The organism is Micromonospora sp. NPDC048935 (assembly GCF_043197875.1).
Classification (GTDB): Bacteria; Actinomycetota; Actinomycetes; order Mycobacteriales; family Micromonosporaceae; genus Micromonospora.
The window spans coordinates 62,987-77,472 of the sequence record NZ_JBICTZ010000007.1; the positions used below are offsets into that span (position 1 = coordinate 62,987).

At 69.8% G+C, this 14,486-nt stretch carries 15 protein-coding genes and 2 pseudogenes; 9 read left to right on the forward strand and 8 right to left on the reverse strand.

Annotated elements, in window-relative coordinates; all coding sequences use genetic code 11:
- Window positions 1-195 precede the first annotated feature (195 nt).
- Window positions 196-930, forward strand: a complete 735-nt coding sequence (locus tag ACGFIW_RS19920; protein ID WP_393317589.1) for an SMI1/KNR4 family protein — start codon at window positions 196-198, stop codon at window positions 928-930.
- A 44-nt stretch (window positions 931-974) separates the two neighbouring features.
- Here the strand turns inward: ACGFIW_RS19920 and ACGFIW_RS19925 are convergent, their stop codons facing one another.
- The gene (locus tag ACGFIW_RS19925; RefSeq protein WP_393317592.1) at window positions 975-1,460 is read right to left on the reverse strand and encodes an NUDIX hydrolase; all 486 of its coding nucleotides are present in this window, start codon (window positions 1,458-1,460) and stop codon (window positions 975-977) included.
- Between the two features lie 172 nt (window positions 1,461-1,632).
- Here ACGFIW_RS19925 and hemC point away from each other — a divergent pair, with 172 nt between their 5' ends.
- The 4 genes from hemC (at window position 1,633) to ACGFIW_RS19945 (ending at window position 4,781) form a co-directional block, all read left to right on the forward strand.
- Window positions 1,633-2,625, forward strand: coding sequence for a hydroxymethylbilane synthase (gene hemC, locus ACGFIW_RS19930; RefSeq protein WP_393317595.1), 993 nt, complete (start codon window positions 1,633-1,635; stop codon window positions 2,623-2,625).
- 14 nt (window positions 2,626-2,639) lie between these two features.
- Window positions 2,640-3,107: an HNH endonuclease gene (locus ACGFIW_RS19935; RefSeq protein WP_393317597.1), complete on the forward strand. Its 468-nt coding sequence runs from the start codon at window positions 2,640-2,642 to the stop codon at window positions 3,105-3,107.
- A 313-nt stretch (window positions 3,108-3,420) separates the two neighbouring features.
- Window positions 3,421-4,014 carry a dihydrofolate reductase family protein gene (locus tag ACGFIW_RS19940; protein ID WP_393317600.1) on the forward strand — a complete coding sequence of 198 codons (594 nt, stop codon included), beginning with the start codon at window positions 3,421-3,423 and terminating at the stop codon, window positions 4,012-4,014.
- Window positions 4,015-4,094: 80 nt separating this feature from the next.
- Window positions 4,095-4,781 carry a Type 1 glutamine amidotransferase-like domain-containing protein gene (locus ACGFIW_RS19945; protein ID WP_393317603.1) on the forward strand — a complete coding sequence of 229 codons (687 nt, stop codon included), beginning with the start codon at window positions 4,095-4,097 and terminating at the stop codon, window positions 4,779-4,781.
- Window positions 4,782-4,862: 81 nt separating this feature from the next.
- On the opposite strand, the gene ACGFIW_RS19950 is transcribed toward ACGFIW_RS19945, so the two are convergent.
- The 3 genes and pseudogenes from ACGFIW_RS19950 to ACGFIW_RS19960 form a co-directional block, all read right to left on the reverse strand.
- The gene (locus ACGFIW_RS19950; protein WP_393317606.1) at window positions 4,863-5,561 is read right to left on the reverse strand and encodes an AAA family ATPase; all 699 of its coding nucleotides are present in this window, start codon (window positions 5,559-5,561) and stop codon (window positions 4,863-4,865) included.
- Between the two features lie 694 nt (window positions 5,562-6,255).
- Window positions 6,256-6,482: pseudogene (locus ACGFIW_RS19955) on the reverse strand (S9 family peptidase); the annotation flags it as partial.
- A gap of 14 nt (window positions 6,483-6,496) precedes the next feature.
- Complete coding sequence (locus ACGFIW_RS19960; protein WP_393317609.1) at window positions 6,497-6,958, reverse strand: winged helix-turn-helix transcriptional regulator; 462 nt, start codon at window positions 6,956-6,958, stop codon at window positions 6,497-6,499.
- A 124-nt stretch (window positions 6,959-7,082) separates the two neighbouring features.
- On the opposite strand from ACGFIW_RS19960, the gene ACGFIW_RS19965 reads away from it, so the two are divergent.
- Window positions 7,083-7,751, forward strand: coding sequence for a DUF899 domain-containing protein (locus ACGFIW_RS19965; protein ID WP_393317612.1), 669 nt, complete (start codon window positions 7,083-7,085; stop codon window positions 7,749-7,751).
- A gap of 148 nt (window positions 7,752-7,899) precedes the next feature.
- On the opposite strand, the gene rox is transcribed toward ACGFIW_RS19965, so the two are convergent.
- Both rox and ACGFIW_RS19975 read right to left on the reverse strand, forming a co-directional pair.
- The gene (rox, locus tag ACGFIW_RS19970; protein ID WP_393317615.1) at window positions 7,900-9,363 is read right to left on the reverse strand and encodes a rifampin monooxygenase; all 1,464 of its coding nucleotides are present in this window, start codon (window positions 9,361-9,363) and stop codon (window positions 7,900-7,902) included.
- 175 nt (window positions 9,364-9,538) lie between these two features.
- On the reverse strand, window positions 9,539-10,249 hold the full coding sequence (locus ACGFIW_RS19975) for a TetR/AcrR family transcriptional regulator (RefSeq protein ID WP_393317618.1): 711 nt from the start codon (window positions 10,247-10,249) through the stop codon (window positions 9,539-9,541).
- An 85-nt stretch (window positions 10,250-10,334) separates the two neighbouring features.
- Between ACGFIW_RS19975 and ACGFIW_RS19980 the strand changes: the two genes are divergently transcribed.
- Together ACGFIW_RS19980 and ACGFIW_RS19985 are read left to right on the forward strand one after the other, a co-directional pair.
- Window positions 10,335-11,198, forward strand: coding sequence for an NmrA family NAD(P)-binding protein (locus tag ACGFIW_RS19980; RefSeq protein WP_393317620.1), 864 nt, complete (start codon window positions 10,335-10,337; stop codon window positions 11,196-11,198).
- Window positions 11,199-11,399: 201 nt separating this feature from the next.
- On the forward strand, window positions 11,400-12,407 hold the full coding sequence (locus tag ACGFIW_RS19985) for an RNA polymerase subunit sigma-70 (RefSeq protein WP_393317622.1): 1,008 nt from the start codon (window positions 11,400-11,402) through the stop codon (window positions 12,405-12,407).
- A 34-nt stretch (window positions 12,408-12,441) separates the two neighbouring features.
- On the opposite strand, the gene ACGFIW_RS19990 is transcribed toward ACGFIW_RS19985, so the two are convergent.
- Entirely contained in the window at window positions 12,442-13,005 is a 564-nt protein-coding gene (locus tag ACGFIW_RS19990; protein ID WP_393317624.1) for a dihydrofolate reductase family protein, read from the reverse strand.
- Between the two features lie 218 nt (window positions 13,006-13,223).
- Between ACGFIW_RS19990 and ACGFIW_RS19995 the strand changes: the two are divergent.
- Window positions 13,224-13,661 (forward strand): annotated as a pseudogene (locus ACGFIW_RS19995) (histidine phosphatase family protein); the annotation flags it as partial.
- On the opposite strand, the gene ACGFIW_RS20000 reads toward ACGFIW_RS19995, so the two are convergent.
- Window positions 13,638-14,381, reverse strand: coding sequence for a winged helix-turn-helix transcriptional regulator (locus ACGFIW_RS20000; protein WP_393317627.1), 744 nt, complete (start codon window positions 14,379-14,381; stop codon window positions 13,638-13,640). The pseudogene ACGFIW_RS19995 and the gene ACGFIW_RS20000 overlap by 24 nt on opposite strands.
- Window positions 14,382-14,486: the final 105 nt, after the last annotated feature.

The window sequence follows — 14,486 nt, forward strand, 5'->3', positions numbered from 1 at the left end:
GGCGTCCACCGACCCGCACGCCGCCGTGGCGGCCGATCACGACGGCGGCATGCGGGGTCCCGGCCCGCCACTCGTGGGCCGCCGATCGTCGGTCTCCGCGACGATGCCCGGCAGACGACGAGCGGCGCTGTCGACGGTGGACCCGACGCGGCGCGGCCAGCTGCGCCCCCTCGGGAGACGGCTAGAGTGTGCGTCGTGACTGGCCCGGGGGTCGATGTCGACACGCGCGTCGCCGAGGCGTGGGCGCGGATCGAGGCGGGCCTGAGCAGCGTCCTGCCGGCGTCCCTGCGGCTGCTCAACGCGCCGGCCCCGGCACCCGCGATCGACGTGGTGGAAGCCGCCCTGGGCGTGGCACTGCCGCCGGATTTCCGCGCCAGTCTCCGCGTTCACAACGGCACCGACCCCGGTCTGACACTGCCGTCCCCCGAGCCCAGCCCGGTACCACTGACCAACCTCTGCGACACCGACCAGCTCGTCGAGATGACCCGGGTGTGGCGCGACAACCATCACCCGGATCCGGACTGGGACGATCCTCAGGTCTGGGCATACCTGGTCGACACCAAGATGCTCTGCCTGAACGGGCCGGTGCGGCCGATCGTCGGTTCGCCGGGCGCGGTGGTCGTGGGTGACATGAATGGCGACGTGTGGTGGTTGCTCGACTTCGATCCGGCACCGGGGGGAACGCCCGGACAGGTGGTCCGCGTCGATGTCGAATGTGTCTCCTGGGACGTGCTGGCACCTTCCTGGACGCAGCTACTTGTCCGCTACGCCGAGGACCTGACCCGGTTCGCGGCTGATCCGGGCACCTCGCCCCTGGAGATCGATCACCACGTGGGACCGGCCTGCGAATGGGGTAGCACCCCGTCGGACTTCTGGGGGACGCGTCCGGCCTGGCTGCGAGACGTCCAACCGCGCAGCCCCCACACGTGACGCGTGGGGCGACCGCCGGCACCGGCGAGACCTGGGTGGGGCGGTCAGTGCCGCAGCAGACCGGTCGTGTCGATCGGCTCCACGTGACCGGTGGGCGGCGCGCTGCGGTGCAGCTCCACACCGACGTCGACGACGACGGAACGCTCCAACGTCACGACCTGCGCCAGCGGAACCCACTGCGCCAGGTCGGTCGAACCACCCGTCTCGGGCCGAAGCTCACCGCCGACGATCCCGGCCCGGTAGAAGACCGCCACCATGTGCAGGTCGACAACGCCCGAGTCGTCGTAGGACTGCACCTGCCTGGTCCGCGAGTGCACGCCGAGCAACTGCTCGACCCGGGCCTCGTACCCCGTCTCCTCGGCGACCTCGCGCACGACGGCGTCGAACGGATCCTCGGTGTGCTCGACCCCTCCGCCGGGCAACGTCCAGTGCCGCCGAGCCCCGTCCGGCGACACCCAACGGGCGAGCAGCAGACTTTCGTCGCGCAGACACACCGCGTACGCGGCGACCCGGAGCCGTTGTGTGGTCACAGTGACCAGGATCCCCCAGTTGAGGGAAACGTGCTCTCCTCCTCGCCCAGGACGCCCACCTCCAACTGGAATCCCCCTCGCCCCGACCCGCGCACGGGCATCCAACGGCCGCTGCTGTCGACCTGGCGACCGGCCTGCTCGTCGCCGCCCGGGCAGGACTACCCTCGCCGGTATGCCGGATTCCCGCCTGCTGCGCATCGGTACCCGCAACTCCCCGATGGCGCTGGCCCAGGTCGAACGGGTCCGCGCGATGCTCGCCGACCGACACCCCGACATCTCCGTCGAGGTGCTGTCGATGTCCACGAGCGGGGACCGGTGGCACGGCGACCTGGCCGCGCTGGGCGGCAAGGGCGCGTTCACCAAGGAGGTGGACGCCGCGCTGCTCGCCGGGCACGTCGACCTGGTCGTGCACTGCGTCAAGGACATCCCCGGGGACCGGCCCGCACCAGCCGGGACGGTGATGGCCGCCTACCTGGCCCGCGACGACGTCCGGGACTGCCTCGTGCACCCGTCCGGCCTGCCGATCGAGCACCTGCCCGCCGGCACCCGGATCGGCACCTCCGCGGTAAGACGGGTCGCGCAGTTGGCCCTGCACTGGCCGCACCTGACGCCGGTGGCCATCCGCGGCAACGCGAACAGCCGACTGGCCAAACTCGACGCCGGCGACACGTACGACGCGCTGCTGCTCGCGGTCTCCGGGCTGCGACGGATCGGCCAGGCCGCTCGGATCACCCACCCGATCGACGTCGACACGATGGTCCCCGCCGTCGGCTCCGGCACCCTGGTCCTGCAATGCCGCGACGACGACACCCGCACCCGTGACCTGGCCGCCGGCCTCGGCGACCCACGGGCACAACAGGAGACCGTGGCCGAACGGACCATGCTGCACATCCTCCAGGGCAACTGCCACTCCCCCATCGCCGCGCTCGCCCGCACCGAACCGGACGGCCGCCTCGGCCTGCGGGCACGGGTGATCAGCCTGGACGGCAAGACGGTGCTCGACGTACACGAGTGGGCGGCGGACCCGATCACCCTCGGCACCTCGGTCGCCGCGGCCCTGCTCCGGCAGGGCGCCCGTGACCTCCTCGAACTGCCCGCCCACGGGTCGGCCGACGTCGCGGCCCCGTTCGCCGCCGCTGCCGGCGGGGACGTGTCGGGGCGCTGACCTAACCTGGCGAGATGCTGTCGCAGCTGACGGGTCTGTCCCGCCACTTCACCGAGGAGACCCTGCGCGCGTACCTCATCGATCGTTCGGTGCGACGAGACGACGGCTGCCTGATCGTGCGCGGCTACGGCAGCCAGCGGGGCGTGCACCAGAAGCTCGCCGGGAGGGCGTGGGCACACATCACGGCCTACGTCGTCTTCGTGGGTGGTTACGACCCCGAGTTGGACGTGGGCCACCTCTGTGGCACGCCGGACTGCATCGAACCCACCCACCTGCGACAGGTGACCCACGCCGAGACCTGCCGCGAGCGCACCCAGCAGCCGCGCTGCCGCAACGGGCACGAGCGGGAGATCGATCCCACGAGTGGTCGATACCGCAGGGTATGCCGAGTGTGCAACAGCGACGCCCAGAGGCGGTGGCGCGCACGCCAGGCCGCCGAGGTCGCAGCGGCACGCGCTGCCCACGGACGGCAGGTGGGCTGACCGCGCGCGGCGCGACGAGCGGGGCGGTGACGATCGGCGACGTGCGGGCGGCGGCCGGTGTCAGCGGCAGCCGATCGACTGGGGCGACCTCGCCGGTGCCGCCGGCCACTTCGACCAGGCCCACTTCGGCCACGAGTTCCGTGCGTTCACCGGGCTCACGCCGACCCGGTACGTCGAAGCCCGGCGGCGCTTCCTGCGCGAGCATCCCGGCGGCCACGTGCTGGACAGTTGGCCGCTGCCGGCCGATTGATTTCTTACAAGAACGCCAGCTCACGACACGCTAACGTGGGGGCCCCAGAGCAGAGGAGAGCCCGTGGGCACGGTGGTCATGTACAGCTCGGTGTCGGTGGACGGCTTCATCGCCGACGACAACGACCAGCCCGGGCCGCTGTTCGACTGGTTGTCCGGCGGTGACGTCCCGTTGGACGACAGCGGCGCGTTGACGGTGTCGCAAACGTCCTACGACTACGTCCGGCCGTACTGGGACCAGATCGCCGTCACGATCGCCGGCCGTCGCGTCTTCGACATGACCGACGGCTGGGACGGGAAACCGCCGAGCGGAATCGACCACGTGGTCGTCGTGACGCACCGGCCGCCGCCCGAGGGCTGGGCCCCCGAGGCGCCGTTTCACTTCGTCGACGGCATCGAGGCAGCCGTGGCCAAGGCACAGGAGCTGGCGGGTGAGCGCATCGTCGAGGTCGCCGCTGGCGACGTCGGTGGTCAGGTACTTGCCGCGGGCCTGGTCGACGAGGTGCGCATGGACGTCGTACCCGTCGTGTTCGGGTCCGGCAAGCGCTACTTCGGGTCGGTCGACGCGCAGCACCTGTTGGAGGATCCGGACGTGGTGATCCCGGGTAACCGGGTGCTTCACCTGCGCTATCGGGTGCGGACGGCTGCCGGCGGCTGATCCAGCGATGTATCGCTCGGGTCAACGATCGGGGATGCTGGTCCTCACGGGCAGGTGGTGGCTTCAGGAGAGCGGATTTGATGAAGTTTCTTCTCACGTCGGCGGGCATCTGCAATCCGAGCATCTCCGACGCGCTCGTCGACCTGCTGGGCAAGCCGATCGCCGAGGCCACGGCCCTGTTCGTCCCCACCGGTGTCTACCCCTTCCCCGGCGGAGCCGAGAGGGCGTGGAAGGCGATCCACGGCCAGGCTTCGATCCCGCTGTCCCAGCTCGGTTGGAAGTCCCTGGGGATTCTGGAGCTCACCGCGCTGCCGACCATTCGAGAAGAGAACTGGGTCCCGGCGGTCCGGGAGGCCGATGCCCTCCTGGTCTGGGGCGGCGACGTGCTGTACCTGACCTACTGGCTGCGCCAGTCGGGCCTGGCCGACCTCCTGCCGTCGCTGAGTGACACGGTCTATGTGGGGGTCAGCGCCGGAAGCATCGCGGTCACCCCGTACAACTGCGACGCCGACTTCGACCGTGCCTTCGTCCCCGACGGCAGCGACATGGCGCAGCATGCCGACCGGGCGCTGGGGCTTGTGGATTTCACCCTGTACCCCCATCTCAATCATCCGGACATGGAGGACACCGACCTGTCCACCATCCAGAACTGGGCGTCCGGAATCCCGGTCCCGACCTACGCCATCGACGACAACACCGCCATCAAGGTGGCCGATGGCACAGTTGAGGTCATCTCCGAAGGAGACTGGAAACTGATCAACCCCTGACCGACGCAGGGTGGGTCCACACCACGATCACCGCAATCGGCCGAAAAATCGTGGGCCCGGTGCGGGTCGGCTCGTTCTCCCTCATCCCGACCCTCGTCGGCCGATGTCGACTTTGGTGAGGACCGGTCGGGTCACGTCCTGGTTGTCGATGACGACGTCCGCGCGATCGTGCGGCGAGCAGGCGGCGAAGTACAGCCGCTGGCCGCCGACGTAGCGGCCGACGCTGGCATGGTCGGGATCCGGATGCGAGCCGTCGCGTCCGGCTATCCGCGCCACGGTGACGGCGAACGGCGCGTCAAGGAAGACGGAGAGGTCCCAGAACTCCACAAGCTCGTCACGGTGCAGGAACAGCCCGTCGACGATGAGTACCGTGCCGGGCTCCGCGGTCCGCCAGGCGAGATCCAGGACCTCGTCGGTCCGAAGATCGTGAGCAGCAGGACGGTAGCGGCGTGAGCCCCCGGGACCGAACGGCTCCAGCACGTCGTGGACGAGGGCGTCGTAGTCGTAGCTGTCGAGCCAGAAGCCTTCCGGCGAATCACGCCCCCGGCGGTGCCGCACAGCCCGGCGGTGATGAAAGTCGTCCGCCGACACGTGCACGACAGCGCGTCCCCGGCCGCTGAGCAACGCGGCCAACTCGCCGGCGAACGTCGACTTACCCACCCCATCGACCCCGTCGACGGCCACCCGTACGCACCGCGGCGCGGAGAACGTCGGAACCAGGTCGGCGACATCGTCAAGCAACTGCCCCCGCGCGGCACCCACGCCCGTTCCTCCATCCATGACCGGCAGCTCAACACGTCCGTCGGGGCAGGACAACCACCGAACCGTCGGCATCCACACCAGACTGATTCATTACGCACAAGAACTGTCATTATGATGCACGCCCGTTCTGTCCTTTTTGTGGCGCTCATTTAACGAATTACTGTTATCGGAAAACCAGTAATGGTGATCTGCGGTGCAGTGAGGCATCACCGGCAGGTCCGGGGGCATGGTGCGCCTGCTGCCACTTGGGTTGAGGCACCCTGAAGGTCGCGTCGGCGAGGCACGGTGACGATGCGGGCTGCGAGGGTGGCCTACCGGCGCGACGGCCGCCGCGATGATCTGCTCCCGGTCGAGCGGCACCGGGCGATTCGGCGCGCCGGGTGACGGGCAGGAGTGGCCCCCTGTCGACGATGCGGCTCCGCTCCTCGTCCGTGCGGCGAAACGGATCGAGGGTGGCGACCGGGGCCGGCGACCGGATGTTCAACGGGCGAATCCCGCGCAGCCGGAAGCATCGGGCCGATCCAGCTCCGGTCGCAGCCACGAACACCCCGCACCGGGCAAACCACCCATCCCGCGCCGCGCTCACGACCCCGAGCCGCCACCAGCGGGCACGATCGACTCGGGTTTGCGGAAGTCGGGGCATCCCGGCCGCCCGGATACCCCGCCTTTCGCAAACCCGAGTCGATCAAGGCGAGGGCCGCGTGCGCCGCGTTCAGGGTCGCGGCCGACGGTCGAACCGGGCGCGGGTTCGACGCGGGACGTCGAGTTGGTGGTTGCGCTCCCGGATCGAGTGGCCTTCTCGTGGGGAGATCACGAATTTCGTACTCGACAGGGCAGGTGCACGGCCTGCCCGAGGGGAACGTTCGTGTCCTCGACACCGTGCAGGATGAGCACCGGCGTGCGGAGGCCAGCGCTTCGTGCGCGGACCTCGGCGGCGTCGAACGATCCGGTGGTCAGGATGCGGGGTGGGCGCCGGGCCCGGGCAACAGATCGATGTCCGTGGCCCGCATCGGCTGTTCGCACTCCGAGCACCGTAGTTCCACGTGGCTGATCTTGCCGCAGGCGTGGTGGCGGTAGAGCACCGGCGGCCCGGCCTCGCCCGCCGTCCACCGGTCACCCCACCGCACCATGACGAGCAGCAGGTCACAGAGCTCCGTGCCCTTGTCGGTGAGCAGGTACTCGTGCCGGACCGGCCGGGCAGAATACTCACGCCGGGTCAGGACGCCCTGTTCGACAAGCCAGTTCAGCCGCTCGGCGAGCACCTTGCGGGACATGCCGAGGCTCCGCTGGAGTTGCTCGAAGCGGTGTGTGCCGGCGTAGACGTCCCGCAGGATCAGCGGAGACCACGGCTCACCGATGACGTCGAGGGTGCGGGCGATCGAGCAGGCCATGGCGCCGAACCGCGTTCGCTGCATGGGACCACGATACGCAAGGCAGTTCCTTCAAGGAACTAACTCTGTTAGCGTCACATCAGTCCATCCCCTTAGGGAACGGACTGCCCCCTCCCCCCGAGTGCGTGAAGACGAAGGAGGCTCTCTCATGAACCACCCGCCGATCGTGCCGACCGAGGACTGGCAGGACGCTGTGGACACCCTGCGCGTCCAGGAAAAGGCACTCACCCGCCAGCTCGACGCGATGGCCGCAGCGCGTCGCCGACTGCCGATGACGCCGGTGGAGCAGGACTACGTGTTCGAGGGCCCGAACGGGCCTGCCACTCTGAGCGACCTGTTCCAAGGCCGCCGCCAGCTCATCGTGTACACCTTCATGTGGCACGGCGGCGACGCCGTCTGCTCCGGCTGCTCGTTGTTCACCGACAACGTCGGACACCCGGCCCACCTCAACGCCCGCGACGTCACCCTGGCGTTGACGTCGCACGGCCCACTGGACGACCTGCTGGCGCTGCGGCGGCGAATGGGCTGGGACCTGCCCTGGTACTCGTCGCTGAACAACAGCTTCAACGTCGACATGGGAACCGGTGACGGTTTCGCGCTGAACGTCTTCCTCCGCGTCGACGACCGGATCTTCCGCACCTACACCACCACCTCCCGGGGCGTAGAGCGGCTCGGCAGCAACTGGACCTTCCTCGACCTGACACCGTACGGCCGCCAGGAGACCTGGGAGGACTCGCCGGAAGGGTGGCCGCAGACCCAGCCCTACCAGTGGTGGCGGCTGCACGACGAGTACGACGCGACGAACGATCCGTCATGACAGTCGGCCCGGTGGGGGTTCAACCGCACCTGACGTGCCGGCGGCGCGAGCGGCGGACGGGCCCGGGGTGACCGAGAGCGTCGCCCCGGGCCCGTCCGCCGCTGGTTGGTCCCGCCGCACTCCTCGACGTCGGGCGGCCGGCCGGAGATCAGTGGGCGGGCTCGCCGAACCAGCGGGAGAGGTGCTCGTCCAGATCCCGCTGATCGTCACCGACCCAGGCGACGTGACCATCGGGGCGGAGCAGGACACCCGGGGCGTCCAACTCGGCGGTGGGATCCGCCAGGTGATCGACCCGGTCTGACCAGCCGCCGACGGTCAGGCGTTCGGTGCGGTCCAGCAGCAGGCCCCGGCCGCCGTGCAACAGACCGTAGAGGTTGCCCTGTTTGACAGCGATGTCGCGCAGGCGGCGGCCGAGCAGGTCGGAGCCCGTCCCGAAGTCGTACCGGACGCCGAGCCCGGTGATCTTCTCCATCAGATGGCGGTTCACCTCGTCGAGGTCCATCAGTTCGGTGAGCAGCCTGCGGACGGCCTGTGGGCCCGGTTCGGGGGACAGCAACTCGCTCTGGGCGCGGGTGTTGTCCAGCACCTCCTCGGCGACCGGATGACGTTCGGCCTGGTAGGTGTCCAGCAGCGTGTCCGGCGCCCAGCCCCGGACCTGCGCGGCCAGCTTCCAACCGAGGTTGACCGCGTCCTGTACGCCCAGGTTGAGGCCCTGCCCGCCGATGGGTGGATGGATGTGTGCCGCGTCGCCGGCCAGCAGCACCCGCCCGACCCGATACCGTTCGGCCAGCCGGGTGGCATCTCCGAAGCGGGACAACCAGCGCGGGGAGTGCACACCGAAATCGGTCCCGGCGATCGCGCGCAACTGTTGTTGGAAGTCCTCGATGGTGGGTGGCTCCGCGCGGTCGCTGACTCCCGCGGCGGGGACCAGGACGCTGTAGACCCCGTTGCCGAAGGGCCGGAGCCAGAAGGGGCGACGCGTTTCGCTGATCTCGGCCACCTTCGCGGCGATCTCCTCCGGTGGCGCGCCCACCTTCATTTCGCCCATCAGCGTCTCGGTCCGTGCGGGCTCGCCGGGGAAGCCGACACCGAGCACCTTGCGCACCGTGCTGCGCCCGCCGTCGCAGCCGACGAGATAGCGCGACCGCAGCCGTTCCCCGTCGGCCATGTCGACGGTGACACCCTCGTCGTCCTGCTCGACACCGGCGACCGTGCGACCGCGTCGGACCTGCGCACCCAGTGCGATCGCGTGTTCTTCGAGCAGGTTCACGATGACCGGCTGCGGAATACCCAGCAGATAGGCGTACGCGGAATCCAGGCCCCTGGGCTCGGGTTTGGCGATGGCGGCGAAGAAGCCGGCGGCCGGACGCCGTCGTCCGTGCGGGAGGATGCGATCCAACAGTCCGCGCATCGCCATCAGCTCAAGGCTGCGGATGTGCAGACCGACGATGCGGACGAACGACGCGGGCTCGGTCTCCTTCTCCAGAATGAGGACCCGTACATCGTGCAGCCGTAGTTCGGCGGCGAGCATGGCGCCGGTGGGCCCGCATCCGACGATGATCACGTCGAAGTCCCGGTGTGCGCGGTCGGCGGGGGCGTGCAGAGCAGGCATGACGTTGCCTTTCGAGAGTGCCTTGTTGGCGAGGCGCTCCCGGCGACACCTACGTCAGTCGCTCGGCCATGACGGGACGGGGAGCACCCACATCGGTACAGCGTTCATGGGTCTCACCTCCTCGGGCGGTGTCACGGTCAGCTGGAAGCTACAAGCCGAGCAGCTGCCCGTCGAGTCATATTCCCAGCGAACGGTGCAGCCACTCCGTCATGAGCGCGCGTTCGGCGTCGCTGAGCCCCGGGAGGTCGGGCACCACCGTGGCGAAGGTGACCGCCACCGCCCGCACGGTCGTGTCGGGTGTCGCCGGAGTGCTCACCAGGATGCTGCCGAGCACGGCATCGAACATGGCGTCACTCAGACCACTGTCGCGCTGCTGCGGGGGCGTCGCCAGGAGGGCGAGGATGGTGCCGTTGCCGGCGGCGTGGATCATCATGAGGGCCCGCTGCTCGTCGACCCGCAGCAGGCCGGTCGCGGCCAGTCGTCGTACGCGGGTGCGCAGCACCTCGATACCCGCAGCCGTCGCCGGTGACGGCCCGCCGCGCCCTCGTGTGCCGATGAGCGCGTACAGCTCTGGATTCGCCAGGCCGAACTCGACGTGCACCCGCCATCCGTGGCGCAGGTCCGCTACCGGGTCAGGCTCGGCGGCTTGCACCGCGGCCGCCTTGGCAGCGACGTAGGTGGCCATGACGTGTTCCGCGACGGCATCGATCAGGCCGTCCTTGTCACCGAAGAGGCGGTAGATGGTGGGCGCCTGCACACCCGCCGCCTCGGCCACGGCTCGCGTCGTCACCGCGTTCGCGCCCCTGTCCCGCAGTAGTTGGCTGGCTGCCGTGACGATGCCGAGCCGTACGTCGTCCCGCGATGCCGTGTCCTGCGCCGGAGTCATGAATCAATGCTAACAGCATCTTGTTATCCTCGAATTATCACTGCTAACGTTTCGGCGTTAACACCGACAACAAGGAGTGCTCATCATGATCGTCATCACCGGCGCCACCGGTCAGCTCGGCTCCCAGATCGTCGACCGGCTCCTCGATCGGGTTCCCGCCGAAACCGTGGGCGTCAGCGTCCGCGACGTGACCAGGGCCGCGGGTCTCGCCGCGCGTGGCGTACGGGTCCGCGCCGGAGACTTCACCGAACCGGCCACGCTGCAACACGCCTTCGAGGGTGCCGAGAAGGTGCTCGTCGTGTCCGCCGCCATCCGCGGCAGCGGTGCGGTCACCGCGAACCTGGCCGCCATCGACGCCGCCCACACCGCCGGAGCCAAGCGCATCCTCTACACCAGCCACCAGGCGGCATCCCGGGACTCGCTCTTCCCCGCCCAGCTCACGCACGCCGCGACCGAGGAGCACCTGGCCGGGCTGGGCGTCGCGTTCACCGCCCTGCGCAACGGCTTCTACGCGAGCACGCTCAGCTTCGCCATCGGTACGGCCCTCGACACCGGTCAGCTCGTGGCACCGGCGGACGGTCCGGTCTCCTGGACCGCACACGCCGACCTGGCCGAGGCCGCGGCCGTCGCCCTCGCCGAGGACGGCGCGCTCGACGGCGTCACGGCACCACTGACCGCGCCGGAGATGCTCGACCTCGAAGCGGTGGCCGGCATCCTGAGTGCCATCACGGGCCGGACCGTCAGGCGCGTCGTCGCCGATGACGACCAGTGGCGGGCCGATGCCATCGCGCGGGGCCTCCCGGCGGCGGCAGCCGACTTCACCCTCGGCATGTACCGCGCGGCGCGCCGGGGCGAGTTCGCCGTCACCGACCCGACGCTGCAGACCCTCATCGGGCGCCGCCCGACGTCCGTCCGCTCAGTGCTTGAGGGCATCGCCGCCCAGGGCTGAAGGACGTGGTCGCAGATCACCGGCACCGTCCGCCCGCGGCGGCGGGCCGGACGGTCGACGGCGGCCGCCGGCCCAGCACGACATGCCGCATGTCGTGCTGGGCCGGCGTACCGCCGGTGGGAGCGGCCGCACCGATGAGAAATCCTCCGCCACGTCGTCAGTTCTGTTGGCGTACTCGCACCGGTGGAAGGATCAACGACCATGACCGACGCCAGACGGCTGGGTGCCGACGAGGCCACGTTCATCGCCGCGGTCCGTGCGGAGGATTCCGGGCAGTTCGCGCTGCTGACCGAGCGCCACCGGCGTGAGCTGCAGGTGCACTGCTACCGGATGGTCGCGAACTACGAGGACGCTCAGGACCTGACGCAGGAGACGTTCCTGCGAGCATGGCGCAAGCGGGAGTCGTTCAAGGGCCACGCGGCCCTGCGGACCTGGCTGTACCGGATCGCGACGAACGCCTGCCTCGACTTCCTGGAGAAGCGCAACGACCGCACACCCGTACTGTCCGAGCTGCCGGACCCCGACTCCGAGGTGCCGTACCTGCAGCCGTACCCCGACCGGATGCTCCCCGAGGACCCGCAGGAGTCGGTGGTGGCACGGGAGACGATCGAGCTGGCGTTCATCGTCGCCGTCCAGCACCTGCCGCCGCGGCAGCGGGCGGTGTTCATCCTGCGCGACGTCCTCGGCTGGCCGGCGTCGAAAGCCGCCGACGCCCTCGAGCTGACCGTCGCATCGGTGACCAGCGCCCTGCAGAGGGCTCGTGTGACGATGCGTGAGCAGCTGCCCGACCGCCGCCTCGACTGGCGGAGTCCCGCCACCCACGAGCTGTCGAATGACGAGCGCGGCGCGGTGACGTCGTACATCAGGGCCCATGAGCGCAACGACCTCGACGGGCTGACGTCCCTCCTGCGCGACGGCCTGCGCTTCGCGATGCTGCCCGATCCGGGCACCGTGACCACCACCGCCAAGGAGGCGGTGGACGGCTGGGTCTCCGGTGGGCTCTTCCAACGCGGCCACGACGACTGGCGCGGTATCCCCACGACGGTCAACCGCATGCCTGCCGCTGCGCTGTACCTCCGCAGCCCCGACGACCCGGAGTACCGGCTGTTCGCCATCGCGGTCCTGCACATCGTCGACGGGAAGATCGCCGAGCTCACCGGATTCGACGCCGCCGACAAACCATGGCTGGACCTGCCACCGACACGGTGATCACACATGTCGTCGACCGGGGCCCGGCCCGTGCTCATCGCCTCGTCTCGTATCGGGTCAGTACCACGCCGCCGGGAAACGTCCGCGTCTCCACCAGGTTCAGGTTCACCCAGTTGTCCAGGGCTGTGAAGAACGGCGTGCCACCGCCCAGCAGGGTCGGTGCGGTGAGCAGCACGTACTCGTCGATCAGCCCGGCCCGCATGGCCGCCGCGGCGAGTGTGGCGCCGACGATGTCCATGGGGCCGCCGTCTTCGGCCTTGAGCCGGGTGATCTCGGTGACCGCGTCGCCGACGACCAGGCGGGTGTTCCAGTCGACGGTACGGGTCGTCGAGGAGAACACCATTTTCGGCATGTCCCGCCAGCGGCGGGCGAACTCGATCTCCGCCGGTGTGGCGCCGGGCTGCTGGTCGGCCGTGGGCCAGTGGGAGCTCATCGCCTCCCACAGTTTGCGTCCGTACAGCGCCAGGCTTGTCGCTTCCACCCGGTCGGACCACCACTGGAACAGCTCGTCGCTCGGTACGCTCCAGCCGAGGTCGTCGCCCGGCGCGGCGATGTAGCCGTCCAGGCTCAGGTTCATACCGAAGATCAGTTTCCGCATCGTGCCAGCCTCTCGTCAGTCGATCTCACACGTACAGACGGGCGCGGCGCGCAAACCTCATCGGTGCGCGACCTGCGCCCGCAACGGCCGAAGCGCTGGCCAGCGCCCAGTCCCGCTGACGCCGGCCAGCACACCGGCAGGAGTCCCGACGACCCGTGGTCACCAGCAGACAGGAAAATCCGGCCGTGTACGCCGAGGTGGTTCTGGTCCGTCACGCGGTGTCCGTCCAGCCGGCGGCGGACGGCCTGGACGAGCGCGCCCGGCCGCTCACCCCGACCGGCCTTGGGCAGGCACGTGACCTGGTCGACGCGCTCGTCGAGCCGTGCCCGGTCGCGGTGTGGTCCAGCCCGTACCGGCGGGCCATCCAGACCGTCCAACCCACCGCTGACGCCCTCGGTCTGGCGGTGCACACCTGCGCGGAGCTGCGGGAGTGGGACGACGGGCTCCCGTTCACCACCGACTGGGAGCCCCACTACGAACAAAGTTGGGCCGAGCCGTCGTTCGCGCGGCCCGGGGGCGAGAGCCTGGACCAGGTGACGATCCGTGGCGTCGCGGCAGTGCGAGCGCTCGCCGCGACGTACCCCGGCCGGTGTGTCGTCGCGGCCAGCCACAGCACCCTGATCGCCCGCGCGCTAGGTGGTCTCGGCGTTGCCGTGGACTGGGTTTTCGAGCGGCGCATGCCGATGCCCGCGGTCTATCGCCTCCGCTTCACCGACCCGAGCTCCAGGCCGACGATCCGCGGCCCGCACTTCGAGGAGTCGGCGTAGCGCGGCCTCGTCCCCGCTGACAACCGCCGCGCCGACGCTGACGGCGGTGGCCAGTGCGGTGGACCCGTCGAGCAGGCGGTTGAGCGTGGTGGGGTCGGTGCGCAGGCCGGCGTGGGGGTGGGCTGGCTCGCCGGGCTCGACGTGGACCTGCCCGTCCCGGGTGCGGATCGTCCACACCTGTCCGGTGAGTTCGAACCGGTAGGTGGCCGGTGCCGTCGATGGGCTCGGGCGCCGCGAGCCGCGCAGGAACAGCAACACCGAGGTCGCGCTGAGGTGCGTCGGAGCCGGGGGCAGGGGTACGCGCATTCCCCAGCCACCGAGCGCCAGCACGATCGGCTCCAGTTCACGGCCGGACTCGGTGAGGTCGTACACCATCGAGGCCGCAGGGGGCGGCAGTCGGCGCTGACGCACCACGCCATGGCCCTCCAACTCGCGGAGCCGGTCGGTGAGCATGTTGGAGCTGACCGCCGGCAGCGCCCGGCGCAGGTCGGAGAAGCGCTGCGGCCCGAGCAGGAGTTCGCGGACGACGAGCAGCGCCCACCGCTCCCCGACGACGTCGAGGGCGCGGGCGATCCCGCAGGCGTCACCGTAGCTGCGGCTGGTCGGCATGTCGGCCCCTCTCCCCGCACCGATGCCCTACATGTTAATCGCTCCCCTGTGGTTGTTTTTAGCAACCGCGACCGGTTACGGTCTCGCAAACGAGAACGAAGGAGA

Excerpts from the sequence above, each read along its gene's own strand:
- rox (WP_393317615.1), bottom strand. The coding sequence starts at position 9,363 with ATGCCTGCTCTGCACGCCCCCGCCGACCGCGCACACCGGGACTTCGAC.
- ACGFIW_RS19975 (WP_393317618.1), bottom strand. The coding sequence starts at position 10,249 with ATGACTCCGGCGCAGGACACGGCATCGCGGGACGACGTACGGCTCGGC.
- ACGFIW_RS19935 (WP_393317597.1), top strand. The coding sequence starts at position 2,640 with ATGCTGTCGCAGCTGACGGGTCTGTCCCGCCACTTCACCGAGGAGACC.
- ACGFIW_RS19960 (WP_393317609.1), bottom strand. The coding sequence starts at position 6,958 with ATGCAGCGAACGCGGTTCGGCGCCATGGCCTGCTCGATCGCCCGCACC.
- hemC (WP_393317595.1), top strand. The coding sequence starts at position 1,633 with ATGCCGGATTCCCGCCTGCTGCGCATCGGTACCCGCAACTCCCCGATG.
- ACGFIW_RS19980 (WP_393317620.1), top strand. The coding sequence starts at position 10,335 with ATGATCGTCATCACCGGCGCCACCGGTCAGCTCGGCTCCCAGATCGTC.
- ACGFIW_RS19965 (WP_393317612.1), top strand. The coding sequence starts at position 7,083 with ATGAACCACCCGCCGATCGTGCCGACCGAGGACTGGCAGGACGCTGTG.
- ACGFIW_RS20000 (WP_393317627.1), bottom strand. The coding sequence starts at position 14,381 with ATGCCGACCAGCCGCAGCTACGGTGACGCCTGCGGGATCGCCCGCGCC.
- ACGFIW_RS19950 (WP_393317606.1), bottom strand. The coding sequence starts at position 5,561 with ATGGATGGAGGAACGGGCGTGGGTGCCGCGCGGGGGCAGTTGCTTGAC.
- ACGFIW_RS19945 (WP_393317603.1), top strand. The coding sequence starts at position 4,095 with ATGAAGTTTCTTCTCACGTCGGCGGGCATCTGCAATCCGAGCATCTCC.
- ACGFIW_RS19990 (WP_393317624.1), bottom strand. The coding sequence starts at position 13,005 with ATGCGGAAACTGATCTTCGGTATGAACCTGAGCCTGGACGGCTACATC.
- ACGFIW_RS19985 (WP_393317622.1), top strand. The coding sequence starts at position 11,400 with ATGACCGACGCCAGACGGCTGGGTGCCGACGAGGCCACGTTCATCGCC.